Genomic DNA, 16581 nt, shown 5'->3' with positions numbered 1-16581 from the left:
CCACTCCCGTCATCCTGGGGATAAAAAAAGCCCGGCCGCCTTTTCGGCGCCGGGCTTTTTTGCGTCGGCCGATGTTGGCCGATGTTGGCCCATGTTGGCAGATACGGGCCTCCGATCGGTCGCCGCTCAAGCCGGCCGGGAGCGCCGGGCCATCTCGACGGCCTGCTCCACGGCGGTGAACAGGCTGCCCGGATCGGCCTGGCCGGTGCCGGCCAGATCCAGGGCGGTGCCGTGATCCACCGAGGTGCGGATGATGGGCAGGCCCAGGGTGACGTTGATGCCCTGGCCGAAGGTGACGAACTTCAGGGGCGCCAGGCCCTGGTCGTGGTACATGGCCAGGACGCAGTCGCCCCGGGCCAGCTGGGGCGGGGTGAACAGGGTGTCGGCGGGCAGGGGGCCGAGCAGTTCCATGCCTTCGTGCCGCAATTTTTCCAGCACCGGGGTGATGACCTCGATCTCTTCCCGGCCCAGGTAGCCCCCTTCGCCGGCATGGGGGTTGAGGCCGGCCACCAGGATGCGGGGCCGGGAGATGCCGTACTTGCGCGCCATGTCGGCGTGCAGGATGCGCAGAACGTCCTCCAGCACCGCCGGGGTGATGGCTGCCGGCACCTCCTTCAGGGGCAGGTGGGTGGTGGCCAGGGCCACCCTCAGGGGGCCGGGCTGGCCCAGGGGGCCGTGGCCGCCAATGGGCGAGGTGCCGGCCAGCATCATCACCACCAGGGGGGTGCCGGTCTTTTCCGCCAGGTACTCGGTGTGGCCGGTGAAGCCGCGGATGCCGGCGTCGTTGATGACGCCCTTGTGCAGGGGGGCGGTGACCATGGCGGCGAACTCACCCTGGAGGCAGCCGGCCAGGGCCCGGTCCAGCAGTTGGAGGACGTAGGGACCGTTGGCGGCATCCAGGCGGCCCGGGGCGGAGGGAGCGGCCAGGGGCAGGTGCAGCACTTCCAGGCTGCCGGCCGGGGCCGGGCGGCCCGGGGCGTAGTCGTGCAGGGGAACGTCCATTCCCAGCTGGGCGGCGCGCTGGCGCAGCAGTTCCTTGTCCGCCAGCACCACCAGACGGGCTTGTGCCGGGTAGCGGGACAGGGCCAGGCACAGTTCGGGACCGATGCCGGCCGGTTCGCCGGAAGTGACGGCTAGGGTGGGGCGCATGGGGCAGACTCCGCTGGACTGAAATGCAAAAGGGGCCCGCAGGCCCCCTGGTGATTGCCGGGTGCTTACTGCTCTTCCCAGCGATACTCCACGTAGGCCCGGTCGCGCAACTGGCGCAGCCAGTCCTGGTAGGCCTCGTCGGACTTGCGTTCGCGCAGGGCGTTGCGGGCGATGGCCCGCTGCCGGTCCTGGGAAACGTCCTGGACGCGGCGCTCCAGCACCTGGATCAGGTGCCAGCCGAACATGGACTGCACCGGCTGGCTGACTTCGCCCACCTTCAGGGCATCCATGGCCCGCTCGAATTCGGGCACGGTGTCACCGGGATAGAGCCAGTCCAGGTCGCCGCCCTTGGGGGCGGAGCCGTCCTGGGAGTAGAGGCGGGCCAGCTCGGCAAAGTCGCCGCCGTGGTCCAGGCGTTCCTTCACGGCCTGCAGCTTGCGCTTGGCTTCGGCCTCGGACACCACCTCGTTCACCTTGATCAGGATGTGGCGGGCGTGGGTCTGCTGCACGGCGGGAATGGAGGCGCCGCCCTTCTTGGCCACCAGCTTGACGATGTGGAAGCCGTTGGGGCTGCGGATCACGGGGGACAGCTGGCTGGGCTGCATCTTCTGCACGGTTTCGGCGAAGATGTTGGGCATGCGGTCCAGGGGACGGAAGCCCAGGTTGCCGCCCTGCAGGGCGTCGGGGGCGTCGGAGTAGGCGGCGGCGACCTGGGCGAAATCCTCGCCCCGCTTGAGGCGGTCGAGAATCTGCTCGGCCTTGGCCTTGAGCTTCTGCAGCTGTTCGGGGCTGGCAGACTCGGGGGAGCGCACCAGGATGTGGGCCACCTGGTATTCCTCGGCACTGCCGCCGGCACTGGCGCCGGCCAGGTAGTTGTCGATTTCGCCTTCGGAGACGAGCAGCTTGGCATCCACTTCCCGCTCCCGCAGGCGGGACACGGTGATTTCCTGGCGGATTTCCTCGCGGAACTTGGCGAAGGCGATGCCGTCCTTTTCCAGGGCCTGGCGGAACTGGGCCAGGGTCATCTTGTTGTTGGCGGCGATACGGTTGAGGGCCATGTCCAGCTGGGCGTCCTCGATGCGGATACCGTTCTCCTTGGCGAACTGGACCTGCACCTTGTCCACCACCATGCGCTCCAGCATCTGCTTCTCCAGCACGTCGGCCGGGGGCAGGGGCGTGCCCTGGCGGCGCAGCTGGCTGACCACGGAGTCGAGGCGCTGGCGCAGTTCGTTGAGGGTGATGACCTCGCTGTTGACCACGGCGATGATGCGGTCCGCCTCCACCGGGTCGGTACGCTGGCCGCGGTAGGTCTGGGCGTTGGCCTGGCAGGCCGCCAGGCAGAGCAGCAGGGAGAGCCAGTATTTCATCATGGTCTGCATTATTCCTCACCTCCGAACACCGGGTCGGCCATGGGCTGGTTGATGCGGCCGTAACCGGGGATGGTCCGGCGCAGCAGGTCCAGCGGATTGGAACCGATGCGGGAGAAGTCGTTGAGTTCGAGCTGCACGAAGAAGGCGGTGGACGACGTATTGGCCGTCAGGGCGTAGCGCTGGATGACCCCGCGCACGACCCAGCAGCCGCCGTTGTATTCCAGGCCGGCAATGTTTTCCACCACCCGCTTTTCCTTCAGGGAGTAGTTGTAGCGGCCCACGCCATACCAGCCGCGGCCCAGGGGCCACTGGCCGGAAACGTCCAGGTTGCCCAGCACGTCCCGGGTGTAACGGTAACCGGCATTGAGCACCTTGCCCAGTTCCGGCTGGTAGCGGCCGGCCACCGTCAGACGGTCGGTACGGGCATCGAAGGGGTTGTATTCGACGGCGCCGTCGAGATAGGTCTTGGGCATGATCTGGCCGGAAACGGCGGCCAGCCAGTTGGTGTTCTTGTGCTGGCGGGGCTTCTCGCCGGGCACGGTGACCATCTGGTCGTCGAAGTAGTAACGCTGGCCCACCAGGGCGCGGAAGTATTCCCGACCGGTATTGGGGCCGATGAAGCGGGTGGTGACGGCAGCGGTGAGCTGGTTGGCGTCGCCGATGCGGTCCTGGCCGACGTAGCGGTTTTCCGAGAAGATCTGGCCGAAATTGAAGTCGGCGATGCCCGTGTCGAAAATCGGAATGTTGCTCTGGTCCTTGTTCGGCACATAGACGTAGTACAGCCGGGGCTCCAGGGTCTGGGTGAAGGCCGTGCCCAGCAGGGTGGTGTCGCGCTCGAAGGTGAGGCCGCTGTCTACGCTGAAGATGGGCAGGCTGCGGCTGATGCGATCCGGTACCGTCACTGCCTGGCGGGACAGGCTGTAGCTGGTGACGTGCATGCCGACCTTCGGCGTCACATAGAACGCCGGGAAGATCAGGGGCAGGGACACCTGGGGATAGACCACGGTACGGTCGCCTTCGACCTTGGTTCGGTGGCTGAAGGAGGTGAACTGGCCCAGCACCGAGACATCGGTGCCGAAGTAGTCCGGACGGCGGGCGCTGACGGTCACCTGGGGCACCGTGTCGTACGGTGCAATGATGGGGTTGGCGGCATCCGGCTGCAGGGTCTGGTAGCGGTTTACGTTGACCGTGGCTCCCCACCAGGTGGAACTGTAGGAGAGCTTGCCCTGGCGGGGCAGCAGGGTCTGGGCACTGACACCGATGCGGCTGGAAAGGTCGGTGTAGAAGTAGTCGTCCGAAACCTTGTTCAGGTTCAGCAGGCCGGTGAAGCCGTTGCCGAAATTGTGGTTGTGCCAGATATTGACGGCGTAGCGGTTGTCCAGGTTACGCACGTTGTCGGTCGGCACATACTCGCCCCGGGCGTAGCCGCTGTAGTCGTAGTTCAGGTAGCGCAACTCGCCGCCCAGCTGCAGGCCCCGCTTGGTCATCACCCGGGGGGCGATGGTGGCGTCCATGTTGGGCGCGATGTTCCAGTAGTAGGGCGTGGTCAGCGTGGCGCCGCTGAGGCTGTTGGTGCCGAAGGTGGGAGCGAGGAAGCCTGACTTGCGCCGGTTGTTGAGGGCGAAGCTCATGCTCGGCATGTAGAAGATGGGCACATCCTTGAAGTACAGGGTGCCGTTCTTGCCTTCGCCTTCCTCGCTGTCGTAATTGAGGTCGAGGGAGTCGGCCTTGGCGTACCAGTCGTTGTTGCCCGGGGTGCAGGTGGTGTAGGTGGCATTGGCCAGGCGGATATGGTTTTCGCCGAGGAATTCCATCTTTTCCGACTGGCCGCGGCCGGTGGTCAGGGTGGTGCCCATGGCCTGGCTGTTTTCCCGCACGCCCCACACCGGCACCTTGCGCTCCTGGCGGATGGAGTAGGCGGCCTGGTCGAAGACGCCGGTGCTGTCGGAAAGACGCATCAACAGGCTGGGGCCGGATACCTTGGTGCCTTCCTGTTCATAGACCACGTTGCCGGTGGCCTCCACTTCGTCTTCGTTCTGCCAGTAGACCAGCCGGTCCGAGGTGAGGACGGTGTCGGAGCGGCGCATTTCGGCATCGCCTTCCAGCACGGCTTCCCGGTCGGCGACGCCGTACAGGCGGCGGGCGGTGAGGAAGGTGGGGCGGGCGTCGTCGTTCTTCGGCAGCGGCGTCATGTTGCGCGAACGACGCAGTGCCAGGGCCGGTCCCGGATCCCGCTCGGCGTAGGGCAGGGGGACGGCGTTCTCGGTCTCCTCGCCGCGACGGCGGCGGGGCGGCAGGGCCGGGGCCATGGCTTCGGCTTCGGCCTGGGGATCGGAGACCGCGTTCACGATCTGGGGCGGCGCCGCCGGCGCCGGCAGGGGGGCCAGACCCAGCAGGGTCGGATCCACCTTGAGGGGACCGAGGGCCGTGCCACCCGCAGCCTCACCCTTGTGGGCGATGGGAGCGGGCGCTGCTGCCGCTGCCACGGTGCGGGCCGGAGCGGGCGTCGCTGCCGGCTCCCGGGCCAGGACTTCCGCCGGGGCCACCAGGGGCGCCCGGACAGCGCGCCGCCCAGGAGCGACGGCACTGGTTGTCGCGGCGCCAGCCGGGCTGGTGGCGGTAGCGGCAGTCGTTGTTGCCGGGGCTGCCGCCGGAGCCGCGCCGGTGCTGGTGGTGGGCGTGGCTGCAGGCGCCGCGGGACGGGCCACCTGGGTGGTTGCCGGAGCCGGTGGCAGGCCGAGCAGGGCCGGGTCCACCCGCAGCGGCGCCAGACCGCCGCTGGCCTGGGCGGCCTGGGGAGCCGGACGGGCAGGGGTGGGATAGGTCACGGCCGCCGGGGCGACGGTGGCCGGGCGGGAGGATTCTGCCGCCGGAGTCGTCACGGGCACCACCGGGGCCGGCTGGGTCACGGGCGGGGCGGCGACGATCGGTGCAGCAGGTGCCGCCGCCTTGCGTGCGGGGGCGGCCGGTGCCGGCGCGGGCTGGGGAGCGGGAGCCGCCACGGCTTTGGTGGCCGGTGCCGGCTTGGCAGCTGCCGGCGCGGGGCCGTCGTTGTTCAGTTCCTTGCTCGGGATCGGCTCCGGAGCGGTCACCGGGGTGGCCGTGGCCCGGGGGGCGCTTTCCGCTTCGGCGGGACGGGGGGCAGGCTTGGGTTTGGGTTGGGCCGGCGGCAGGCCGAGCAGGGTCGGATCCACACTCAGCGGCGTCATTCCCTGGGCGAGCGCTTCCTCGGGTAGGGAGCCGAGAACGGCACCGGCAAAGCCGCAGCAGAGAAGGAGCGCCAGAGGGCGACGGGCAAATGGCATGGACAGGGAATTCAGGGAAATCGGTGGGCATGCCGCGGCGAAGCCCCGTGAGGCGTGCAGCGTGGATGCTAAAATCGCCGCATTTTAGCATCTTCGAACGAGGAGAAGCGGCATGCCGCGTACCGCCCAGCTTCAGGCCTGGCTAGAGAGTCAGTTTTCCGGTGCAACCTTCAGCCTGACCCCGGCTTCCGCCGATGCCAGCTTCCGGCGCTATTTCCGCGTCAGCTTTGCCGACGGCAGCCCTTCCCGCATCGTCATGGATGCGCCGCCGAGCCACGAAGACTGCGCCCCCTGGCTGCATGTGGAGCAGCTGCTGCGGGGCGCCGGGGTGCATGTGCCGGAGGTTTTCGCTGCCGACCTGGCCCAGGGTTTCCTGCTCCTTTCCGACCTGGGCAGCACCACCTACCTGTCCGTGCTGGACGGGGAAAATGCCGGGGCCCTCTACGGCGAGGCGGTGGATGCCCTGGTGCGCATCCAGCAGGCCAGCCGGCCCGGGGAACTGCCTCCCTACGATGCGGCCCTGCTGCAGCGGGAGCTGGGCCTGTTCCCCGAATGGTATGTGGGCAAGCACCTGGGCAAGAGCCTCAGCGACAAGCAGCAGCATGTGCTGGACGACGTCTTTGCCAAGCTGCTGGCCAACAACCTGGCCCAGCCCTCGGTGTATGTGCACCGGGATTACCACTCCCGCAACCTCATGGTGACCATTCCCAATCCGGGCATCATCGATTTCCAGGACGCGGTGTACGGCCCCATCACCTACGACCTGGTGTCCCTCTTCCGCGATGCCTACATCCAGTGGGAAGAGGACCAGGAACTGGACTGGGTCATCCGCTACTGGGAAAAGGCGCGCAAGGCCGGCCTGCCGGTCCATGCCAACTTCGATGATTTCTACAAGGACTACGAGTGGATGGGAGCCCAGCGCCAGCTCAAGGTCCTGGGCATTTTCGCCCGCCTCTGCCATCGGGACGGCAAGGACGGCTACCTGAAGGACATGCCCCGGGTCATGTCCTACCTGCGCCGCACCTGCGAGCGCTACGGCGACCTGCGGGCCCTGGCTCGGCTCCTCGACGAGCTGGAGCCCCAGGGCGAAGTCCAGGTGGGCTACACCTTCTGATGCGGGTCATGATCCTGGCGGCGGGGCGTGGCGAACGCATGCGCCCCCTTACCGACACCTGCCCCAAGCCCTTGCTGCCGGTGGGCGGCAAGCCCCTCATCGTCTGGCACCTGGAGCGCCTGGCCGCCGCGGGCTTCCGCGAGGTGGTGATCAACCATGCCCACCTGGGGGCGCAGATCGAGGCCGCCCTCGGCAATGGTTCCGCCTGGGGCCTGCACCTCGCCTATTCGCCCGAGCCGCCGGGGGCCCTGGAAACTGCCGGCGGCATCGTCCAGGCCCTGTCCCTGCTGGGAGATGAGCCTTTCCTGGTGATCAACGGTGACGTTTATTGCGACTGGGATGTGGGCCGGGCGCCGGCATTGGCCCTGGGCGAGGACCAGGCCCATCTGGTGCTGGTGCCCAATCCGCCCCAGCACCCGGAAGGGGATTTTGCGCTGGCGGATGGGCGGGTGACGGATGCCGGCACACCGCGCCATACCTTCGCCGGCATCGGCCTCTATCGCCCCGCCCTCTTTGCCGGACTCGTGGCCGGCCAGCCGGCAAAGCTGGCGCCCCTGCTGCGCCAGGCCATGGCCCGGGGCCAGGTGGGGGGCGAGTTGTACCGGGGGCGCTGGGAGGATGTGGGCACGCCGGCCCGCCTGCAGGCCCTGGATGCGGAACTGGGCGGTGCCGCCCGGGTCTAGCCCGGCGGCGGCCTCAGCGGGCCGTGGCCGGCTGCCGGTCGGCGCTGCGCCGCAGATGGGCGCCGCCGAGGCAGTCGCAGTTGATGATGTGCTGACGCAGGCGGCCCGCCGCCTGGTCCGGGTGTTCGTTGTGGTCGCTGGCGAAATTGCGCAGCAGACGGCGGCATTCCTGGCACTCGTTCTGGTAACGGCCGAAGCGGTCGTTGATGCGGCTCTGGCAATAACTGGGCAGGCGAGCGATGATCTGCTCCCGATGGCTTTCGAGCTGCTTCAAGGTGTTGATCATGTTGATATCCGACGGCGGGGCATGACAAAGACGTGCGCACTATAGCCAAACCCGTCCGCAAAAGCATTACGTCGAACGTCCTAGAAACAAGGTAATACGAGGCTCTCCGCCATGACCCAAGATCCTTTCCGCGCCCGTCGCCAACGCCTGCTGCAGGCCCTCGGCAACGGCGTCGCCGTCGTCCCCACCGCGCCCGAGCGGGTGCGCAACCGGGACACCCACCATCCCTACCGCTTCGATTCCTACTTCTGGTATCTCACCGGTTTTCCCGAGCCCGATGCGGTGCTGGTGCTGGTGGGCGGGGCCGAGCCCCAGTCCCTGCTCTTCTGCCGCGAGAAAAACGAGGAGCGGGAAATCTGGGACGGCTTCCGCTATGGTCCCGAGGCCGCCCGGGAAGCCTTCGGTGTCGACGCCGCCTATCCCATCGGCGAACTGGACGGCCGCCTGGCCGAACTGCTGGCGGACCGGGACTCCCTCTGGCATTCCCTCGGCCATGACAGCGACTGGGATGCCCGCATCGCCGGCGCCCTCAATGCGGTGCGGGCCCAGAGCCGGGCCGGCAAGCGGGCCCCGGCGGAAATCCGCGACCTGCGCGCCGCCCTGGACCGGCAGCGCCTGGTGAAGGACGCCCACGAGCTGGACTGCATGCAGCGCGCCGCCGACATCGCCGCCGCCGGCCATGCCCGGGCCATGGCCCGCTGCCGTCCCGGCCTCGCCGAGTACGAGCTGGAGGCCGAGCTGACCTATGAATTCCGCCGCCGCGGCGCCTCCTCCCACGCCTATCCGCCCATCGTCGCCGGCGGTGCCAACGCCTGCGTCCTGCACTATGTGGAAAACGACAAGCTGCTGGCCGACGGCGCCCTGGTGCTGATCGACGCCGGCTGCGAGGTGGAGGGCTACGCCTCCGACATCACCCGCACCTTCCCCGTCAATGGCCGCTTTTCCGCGGCCCAGCGGGATGTCTACGAAATCGTCCTGGCGGCCCAGGCGGCAGCCATCGACGCCACCCGTCCCGGCGTCGCCTTCATGGCCCCCCACGATGCGGCGGTGCGGGTCCTGACCCGGGGCATGGTGGATCTGGGCCTGCTCAAGGGCGACGTGGACACCCTCGTCGAAGGCAAGGCCTACACCCGTTTCTACATGCACCGCACCGGCCACTGGCTGGGGCTGGATGTGCACGATGCCGGCGAATACAAGGAAGGGGATAACTGGGTGACCCTGCAGCCGGGCATGACCCTCACCGTCGAACCCGGCCTCTACATCCGCCCCGGCGACGACGTGCCGGCCCACCTGCACGGCATCGGCATCCGCATCGAGGACGACGTGGTGGTCACCGCCGACGGCTGCCGCGTCTACACCACGGCGCCCCGCACCGTGGCGGAGATCGAGGCGGTCATGGAGCATCTGTCGTGAGCGCCGCCCCCGATACCGACATCCTGGTCCTGGGCGCCGGCCCGGTGGGCATGACCCTGGCGCTGGCCCTGGCCGCCAGCCGGCACCGGGTGACCCTGGTGGATGCCGCCCCGGCCGACGCCGCAGCCGGCGATCCCCGGGCCCTGGCCCTGTCCCACGGCGCCCGCCAGCTGCTGGAAACCCTGGAGGCCTGGAACGCCCGGGCCGCCACCGCCATCGACCACATCCATATCTCTCAGCGGGACGGCTTCGGCCGCGCCGTCATGACCGCGGCCGACTACCAGCTGCCCTCCCTCGGCTACGTCATGCGCTACGGCGACCTGGCCGCGGCCCTGGCCGAACAGGTGGCCCGGACGCCGGCCATCAGCGTCCTGTGCCAGAGCAGGGCCGTGGATTGGCGTGCCGATGGGGCCGGCATCGGCGTCACCCTGCAGCAGCAGGGCGAGGTGTTGCGCCTGGGCGCCCGTCTGCTGGTCCATGCCGAAGGCACGCCCTACGACGACCCGGCCGTGTCGGTGCGGGATTACCGCCAGCATGCGGTGCTGGCCGAAGTGCGCACCCGGGAACCCCACGGCCGTCAGGCCTGGGAGCGTTTCACCGCCGACGGTCCCCTGGCCCTGCTGCCCCTGGAGGACGGCTACGCCATCGTCTTCACCGTGCCGCCGACCAAGGCCGACTGGCTCATGGGGCTGGACGACGAGGCCTTCGTCGCCGCCCTGCAGGCCCAGTTCGGCAACCGCCTCACCTTCACCGGCGCCGGCCCCCGGGCCCGTTTCCCCCTGGCCCTGCGTCTGCGCCAGGAAACCGTGGCCCAGCGGGAAGTGTGGGTCGGCAACACCGCCCAGACCCTGCATCCGGTCTCCGGCCAGGGCTTCAACCTGGGCCTGCGCGATGCCTGGGAACTGGCGTCCCTCCTGGCTCCCAGCCCGGACCCCGGGGCTGCGGCAACGCTCCAGGCCTACGCCCGGGGGCGGCGGACGGATCGTCAGGGCAGCGCCCTGTTCACCGACGGCATCGTGCGTCTCTTCTCCAACGACATTGCTCCCTTGCGCCTGGCCCGGGGCCTGGGCCTGCTGGCCCTGGACCTGTTCCCGCCGGCCCGCCATTTCGTCGCCAAGCGCATGATCTGGGGCGCCCGCGCCTGGCCGTAAAGGGGCATTGACACCGCCAGGGCGGCGTTGCGCCGGCCCTTGTTGGCAGTGAGCCAACGGCGGGCCGGCGCGCCTTGCCCTGACGGCGCCACTGCCCCTTTCCGTGGAATGGAGGCGTGTTTCTGTCTGGCCCGGGCGACTTCCGGCAGCGAAAAAGCCAGTTGCTTACCCGGGTTGGGGTAGTCTTTGCTATCTGTGACTTATTTCACAAATTGGTTTTTCGGGTTCCGCCTGTGCCCCGCAAAGCCGCGCCCCGTCTGGTGACTATTTTTTAGGCAGCGCTTGGGGTAGAATCCGCCCCCTTCCTCACCCCTTTCTTGCCCGGCAATACCTATGGAATTTTGCGGTTTTACCTTGCGCAACAATCTGTTCGTCGCTCCCATGGCGGGGGTCACGGACCGGCCGTTCCGGCAATTGTGCAAGACCCTGGGCGCGGGCCTGGCGGTGTCCGAGATGGTCACCTCCAATTCCCTGCTCTACGGCAGCAAGAAAACCCAGCGCCGGGCCAACCACGAAGGGGAAGTGGCGCCCATTTCCGTGCAGATCGCCGGCGCCGATCCGGCCATGATGGCCGAGGCGGCCAAGTACAACGTGGACAACGGCGCCCAGATCATCGACATCAACATGGGCTGCCCGGCCAAGAAGGTGTGCAACGTCATGGCCGGCTCGGCCCTGATGCAGGACGAGGTGCTGGTGGGCCGCATCCTGGAGGCCGTGGTCGGCGCCGTGCCCGATACCCCGGTGACCCTCAAGTTCCGCACCGGCTGGAACCGCCTCAACAAGAACGCCCCCACCATTGCCCGCATTGCCGAGGAATCCGGCATCCGCGCCGTGGCCATCCATGGCCGCACCCGGGCCGACCAATACACTGGTGAGGCCGAGTACGAGACCATCGCCCTGGTGAAAAGCCAGATCGGCATTCCGGTGATCGCCAACGGCGACATCACCACCCCGGAAAAGGCCAGGCATGTGCTGGAAGTGACCGGCGCCGACGGCGTCATGATCGGTCGCGCCGCCCAGGGCCGGCCCTGGATTTTCCGCGAGATCGAACACTTCCTGAAGACCGGCGAGCACCAGCCCCCGCCCCGGGTGGAGGAAATCCACCGCATCCTGCAGGAACACCTGCAGGACCTCTATGCCTTCTACGGTATCGAGACCGGGGTGAAGATCGCCCGCAAGCACATCTCCTGGTACACCAAGGGCCTGGTGGGTTCCGCCGCCTTCCGCAAGACCATGAACCAGCTCATGGAACTGGATGCCCAGCAGGCCGCCGTCAACGAATTCTTTGCCAGCCTGGCCCAGGCCGGCGAACACCTGAAGTACGAAGCACCACAACAAGAGCAGGATCACGATCTGGCCGCCTGAGCGGGAGCCGCGCGCTTCCCGGGCAGGCCGGACGCCGCCTCACAGAGGGCGTCAGCAACACACTTTTGGAGAGGTACCTCGGCCATGAGCCGCAATAACAATGATATTTCCGCCTGCGTGTTCGGGGCACTGGAGCAGTACTTCCGGGACCTGGACGGGGAGCGTCCGGCAGCCATCTACGACATGGTCATGCGTAATGTGGAAAAACCCATGCTGCAGATCGTCCTGCAGCAGGCCGGCGGCAACCAGACCCTGGCCGCCGAGATGCTGGGCATCAACCGCAATACCCTGCGCAAGAAACTGGTGGACTACAAGCTCATCTGAGCCCCACCCGTTCCCGTTTCATCGCCATTCACCGTTTTCAATCTTTCATCGCATCCACCATGAAAATCCGTCAAGCCCTCATTTCCGTTTCCGATAAGCGCGGCGTTCTCGAATTCGCCCAAGGCCTGGCCGCCCAAGGCGTCAAGCTCCTGTCCACCGGCGGCACCGCCAAGATGCTGCGCGACGCCGGCCTGGCGGTCACCGAAATCGGCGACTACACCGGCTTCCCGGAAATGCTCGACGGCCGCGTCAAGACCCTGCATCCCAAGGTGCACGGCGGCATCCTGGCCCGCCGCGACCTGCCCGAGCACCTGGCCACCATCGAGCAGCACGGCATCCCCACCATCGACCTGGTGTGCGTGAACCTCTACCCCTTCCGCGAGACCGTGGCCAAGCCCAACGTCACCCTGGAAGATGCCATCGAGAACATCGACATCGGCGGCCCCGCCATGGTCCGCTCCTCCGCCAAGAACTACGCCGGTGTCGCCATCGTCACCGATCCGGCCGACTACCAGCCCCTGCTGGACGAAATGCAGGGCCACGGCGGTGAGCTGTCCCTCAACACCCGCTTCGGTCTGGCCAAGAAGGCCTTCACCCACACCGCCCGCTACGATTCCGCCATCGCCAACTGGCTCACCAGCCTGGACGAGCAGAACCAGCCCCAGCAGTTCCCCGCCGCCTACCACGCCGCCTTCGACCGCGTCGAAGTGCTGCGCTACGGCGAGAACCCCCACCAGCAGGCCGCCTTCTACAAGGACCCGGTGCACACCCCCGGTGCCATCGCCAACTACACCCAGCTGCAGGGCAAGGAACTGTCCTACAACAACATCGCCGACGCCGATGCCGCCTGGGAATGCGTCAAGGTCTTCGACACCCCGGCCTGCGTCATCATCAAGCACGCCAACCCCTGTGGCGTGGCCATCGGCGGCAAGCTGCTGGAAGCCTATGAAAAGGCCTTCAAGACCGACTCCACCTCCGCCTTCGGCGGCATCATCGCCTTCAACGGCACCGTGGACGTGGATGTGGTGAACGCCATGAACGAGCGCAAGCACTTCGTCGAAGTGCTGATCGCCCCGGCCTTCACCCCCGCCGCCAAGGAACTGCTGGCCGGCAAGACCAACCTGCGGGTGCTGGAAGTGCCCCTGCAGCGCGCCTACCACGCCTTCGAATACAAGCGCGTTGGCGGTGGTCTGCTGATCCAGAGCCCGGACATGTTCAACGTCCAGCCCTCCGACCTGAAAGTGGTGACCAAGAAGGCCCCCACCGACGCCCAGCTGGAAGACCTGCTCTTTGCCTACCGCGTCGCCAAGTTCGTCAAGTCCAACGCCATCGTCTTCTGCGGCGGCGGCATGACCCTGGGCGTGGGTGCCGGCCAGATGAGCCGCGTCGATTCCACCAAGATCGCCGCCATCAAGGCCCAGGCCGCCGGCCTCTCCCTGGACGGTTCCTGTGTGGCATCCGACGCCTTCTTCCCCTTCCGCGACGGCGTGGACGTGCTGGCCCAGGCCGGCGCCAAGGCCGTGATCCAGCCCGGCGGCTCCATGCGTGACGCCGAAGTGATCGCCGCCGCCGACGAGCACGGCCTGGCCATGGTGGTCACCGGCGCCCGCCACTTCCGCCATTGATTGCGTGACGGGGCAGCCGGGCTGCCCCGCCGAGCGCATTGGTACAGTACCCAGTGCAATATCTGAGAAGCGCAAAGGACAAACAATGAAACTCCTCGTCATCGGTTCCGGCGGCCGCGAGCACGCCCTGGCCTGGAAGCTGTCCCAGTCCCCCGGCCTGCAGAAGGTCTACGTGGCGCCCGGCAACGCCGGCACCGCCCGGGAAGCGGAACTGGAAAACCTCAACATCACTGATCCGGTGGCCCTGGCCGACTTCGCCGAGAAGGAAAAGATCCACCTCACCCTGGTGGGTCCCGAGGCGCCCCTGGCAGCCGGCGTGGTCAATATCTTCCGCGCCCGGGGCCTGAAGATTTTCGGCCCCACCAAGGAAGCGGCCCAGCTGGAATCCTCCAAGGATTTCGCCAAGCGCTTCATGGCCCGCCACAAGATCCCCACCGCCGGCTTCGAGACCTTCTCCGACGCTGCCGCGGCCCACGCCTACGTGGATCGCCAGGGCGCCCCCATCGTCATCAAGGCCGACGGCCTGGCTGCCGGCAAGGGCGTGGTGGTGGCCATGGATCTGGCGGAAGCCCACGCCGCCATCGACCACATGCTCTCCGGCAACGCTCTGGGCGATGCCGGCGCCCGGGTGGTGATCGAGGACTTCCTCGACGGCGAGGAAGCCAGCTTCATCGTCATGGTGGACGGCAAGAACGTGCTGCCCCTGGCCTCCAGCCAGGACCACAAGCGCATCGGCGACGGCGACACCGGCCCCAACACCGGCGGCATGGGGGCCTATTCCCCGGCGCCCGTGGTGACCCCGGAAGTGCACGCCAAGGTCATGCGCGAAATCATCATGCCCACGGTGCGCGGCATGGAAGCCGACGGCATCCCCTTCACCGGCTTCCTCTACGCCGGCCTGATGATCGGCAAGGACGGCTCGGTGAAGACCCTGGAATTCAACTGCCGCATGGGCGACCCGGAAACCCAGCCCATCATGATGCGGCTCAAGTCCGACCTGACCAAGGTCCTGGAGCACGCCATCGCCGGCACCCTGGACCAGGTGGAAGCCGAGTGGGACCGTCGCGTCGCCCTCGGCGTGGTGCTGGCCGCCGCCAACTATCCCGACACGCCGAAGAAGGGCGACGTCATCACCGGCCTGCCGGCCCACGGCAACGCCTTCGGCGACGATGCCCAGGTCTTCCACGCCGGCACCAGCAGCGGGCCCAACGGCGAAGTGCTGACCTCCGGCGGCCGTGTGCTGTGCGTCACCGCCTTGGGCGACAACGTCAAGCTGGCCCAGAAGCGGGCCTACGAGGTGGCCGCCCAGGTGCGCTTCGACGGCGTCCAGTACCGCAAGGACATCGGCTACCGGGCCGTCAGCCGCTGAACCTTTGCGCGCAACACCACACTAAACAGCGGGGCGGCCATGACCGCCCCGTTTCTTTTTCCCTGCGAGAATTCCCCATGAGCCAGCTTCCCAGCAGCGCCCCCGTCCGCGCCTACCTCACCGACCTGCAGAACCGCATCATCGCCGCCCTCGAGGCCCTGGACGGCGGCACCTTCCGCCGCGATGCCTGGCAGCGGCCCCAGGGCGGCAGCGGCGAATCCCGGGTGATCGAGGAGAGCCACCTGTTCGAACGGGGCGGCGTCAATTTCTCCCATGTCACCGGCGGCAACCTGCCGCCGTCGGCCACCGCCAACCGGCCCGAACTGGCCGGCCGCAGCTTCGAGGCCATGGGCGTCTCCCTGGTGCTGCATCCGCGCAATCCCTACTGCCCCACGGCCCACATGAACGTGCGCTTCTTCATCGCCACGGTAGAGGGCCAGGAGCCGGTGTGGTGGTTCGGCGGCGGCATGGACCTGACCCCCTACTACGGCTTCGCCGAGGATGCCCGCCACTTCCACCAGACCTGCAAGGACGCCCTGGCGCCCTTCGGCGAGACGGTGCACCCGCGCTACAAGAGGTGGTGCGACGAATACTTCTTCCTCAAGCACCGCAACGAGCCCCGGGGCGTCGGCGGCGTCTTCTACGACGACCTCAACGAGGGCGGCTTCGAACGCTGCTTCGACCTTACCCGCAGCGTCGGCGACGCCTTCGTGCCGGCCTACCTGCCCATCCTGGAACAGCGCCGCCACCTGGCCTACGGCGAGCGGGAGCGGGACTTCCAGGCCTACCGCCGGGGCCGCTACGTGGAATTCAACCTGGTGTGGGACCGGGGCACCCTGTTCGGCCTGCAGTCCGGCGGCCGCAGCGAATCCATCCTCATGTCCATGCCGCCCGTGGTCAAGTGGCGCTACGACTGGCAGCCGGAAGCGGGCAGCGCCGAGGCCGCCCTGTACACCGACTTCCTGCCGCCGCGGGACTGGGTCTAGGGCACCCGGCCCGGGAGGCAGGAGGGAAGCCATTCTCCCGGGCATATCTGCCGAGAACGGCGCGGATACTGGCTGCTGGCGCAGGTCGTAAATCGTCCGCAGCCGTCCGCCGGCGCCGGCAGCGGCCAATAAAAAAGGGAGCCATGGGCTCCCTTTTTTGTTTTGCGGGCTGGCTTATTTCAGCTTGCCCTTGACCACCTTCACCCGGTCCGGGTGCTTCACCGTCAGGTTGCCGCCGCCGCCGGTCAGGTTGCCGCAGGGGCAGGTGCTCTTGATGTGGGGCACCGAGTTGATGACGGTGGTGCAGTCCAGGCACTCGTAGTAGATGTCGCCGCCGGTGGGCAGGTTGGCCGCATCGGGGGCCGGCTCCACCGGGTAGAAGTTGTAGATTTTGCGCAGATCGATGTTGAGCATGACTAGTCCCCGTATACCCTCTGTGTT

The 16581-nt window shown here is 67.7% G+C and carries 14 protein-coding genes; 9 read left to right on the top strand and 5 right to left on the bottom strand.

The window, feature by feature from the left end; all coding sequences use genetic code 11:
* Window positions 1-126: 126 nt before the first annotated feature.
* From pdxA to OEL49_RS07080, 3 genes are all read right to left on the bottom strand, one after another.
* A complete protein-coding gene (pdxA, locus tag OEL49_RS07090) occupies window positions 127-1149 on the bottom strand; it encodes a 4-hydroxythreonine-4-phosphate dehydrogenase PdxA (RefSeq protein ID WP_287874314.1) in 1023 nt (340 codons plus the stop codon).
* 65 nt (window positions 1150-1214) lie between these two features.
* Window positions 1215-2528, bottom strand: coding sequence for a peptidylprolyl isomerase (locus tag OEL49_RS07085; protein WP_014236674.1), 1314 nt, complete (start codon window positions 2526-2528; stop codon window positions 1215-1217).
* Window positions 2528-5728 (bottom strand): LPS-assembly protein LptD, encoded by a 3201-nt coding sequence (locus OEL49_RS07080; protein WP_287874313.1) that lies wholly within the window; start codon window positions 5726-5728, stop codon window positions 2528-2530. The genes OEL49_RS07085 and OEL49_RS07080 overlap by 1 nt, the downstream gene beginning before the upstream one ends.
* A 208-nt stretch (window positions 5729-5936) precedes the next feature.
* On the opposite strand from OEL49_RS07080, the gene OEL49_RS07075 reads away from it, so the two are divergent.
* The gene (locus OEL49_RS07075) at window positions 5937-6938 is read left to right on the top strand and encodes an aminoglycoside phosphotransferase family protein (protein ID WP_014236676.1); all 1002 of its coding nucleotides are present in this window, start codon (window positions 5937-5939) and stop codon (window positions 6936-6938) included.
* A complete protein-coding gene (murU, locus tag OEL49_RS07070) occupies window positions 6938-7621 on the top strand; it encodes an N-acetylmuramate alpha-1-phosphate uridylyltransferase MurU (RefSeq protein WP_014236677.1) in 684 nt (227 codons plus the stop codon). The genes OEL49_RS07075 and murU overlap by 1 nt, the downstream gene beginning before the upstream one ends.
* 13 nt (window positions 7622-7634) lie before the next feature.
* Here murU and OEL49_RS07065 read toward each other — a convergent pair whose 3' ends face one another.
* A complete protein-coding gene (locus OEL49_RS07065; protein ID WP_014236678.1) occupies window positions 7635-7907 on the bottom strand; it encodes a hypothetical protein in 273 nt (90 codons plus the stop codon).
* A 111-nt stretch (window positions 7908-8018) separates the two neighbouring features.
* Here OEL49_RS07065 and pepP point away from each other — a divergent pair, with 111 nt between their 5' ends.
* The 7 genes from pepP to hemF all read left to right on the top strand — a co-directional run bounded on the left by pepP (window position 8019) and on the right by hemF (window position 16140).
* Window positions 8019-9320 carry a Xaa-Pro aminopeptidase gene (pepP, locus tag OEL49_RS07060; protein WP_014236679.1) on the top strand — a complete coding sequence of 434 codons (1302 nt, stop codon included), beginning with the start codon at window positions 8019-8021 and terminating at the stop codon, window positions 9318-9320.
* Entirely contained in the window at window positions 9317-10471 is a 1155-nt protein-coding gene (locus OEL49_RS07055) for an FAD-dependent monooxygenase (protein ID WP_287874312.1), read from the top strand. Before pepP ends, OEL49_RS07055 begins: the two co-directional genes overlap by 4 nt.
* Before the next feature lie 333 nt (window positions 10472-10804).
* Window positions 10805-11836 (top strand): tRNA dihydrouridine synthase DusB, encoded by a 1032-nt coding sequence (gene dusB / locus OEL49_RS07050; RefSeq protein WP_287874311.1) that lies wholly within the window; start codon window positions 10805-10807, stop codon window positions 11834-11836.
* An 84-nt stretch (window positions 11837-11920) separates the two neighbouring features.
* Window positions 11921-12160: a helix-turn-helix domain-containing protein gene (locus OEL49_RS07045; protein ID WP_014236682.1), complete on the top strand. Its 240-nt coding sequence runs from the start codon at window positions 11921-11923 to the stop codon at window positions 12158-12160.
* 59 nt (window positions 12161-12219) lie between these two features.
* A complete protein-coding gene (purH, locus tag OEL49_RS07040; RefSeq protein ID WP_014236683.1) occupies window positions 12220-13785 on the top strand; it encodes a bifunctional phosphoribosylaminoimidazolecarboxamide formyltransferase/IMP cyclohydrolase in 1566 nt (521 codons plus the stop codon).
* A gap of 85 nt (window positions 13786-13870) precedes the next feature.
* Window positions 13871-15154 carry a phosphoribosylamine--glycine ligase gene (gene purD / locus OEL49_RS07035; protein WP_014236684.1) on the top strand — a complete coding sequence of 428 codons (1284 nt, stop codon included), beginning with the start codon at window positions 13871-13873 and terminating at the stop codon, window positions 15152-15154.
* 77 nt (window positions 15155-15231) lie between these two features.
* Window positions 15232-16140, top strand: coding sequence for an oxygen-dependent coproporphyrinogen oxidase (gene hemF, locus OEL49_RS07030; RefSeq protein ID WP_287874310.1), 909 nt, complete (start codon window positions 15232-15234; stop codon window positions 16138-16140).
* 174 nt (window positions 16141-16314) lie between these two features.
* Here the strand turns inward: hemF and OEL49_RS07025 are convergent, their stop codons facing one another.
* A complete protein-coding gene (locus OEL49_RS07025) occupies window positions 16315-16554 on the bottom strand; it encodes a hypothetical protein (protein ID WP_287874309.1) in 240 nt (79 codons plus the stop codon).
* Window positions 16555-16581: the final 27 nt, after the last annotated feature.

This window comes from Azospira sp., from assembly GCF_030247495.1.
GTDB lineage: Bacteria > Pseudomonadota > Gammaproteobacteria > Burkholderiales > Rhodocyclaceae > Azospira > Azospira oryzae.
Note: the sequence above shows the minus strand (reverse complement) of the source record. Positions and strands in the feature narration are given on the sequence as shown.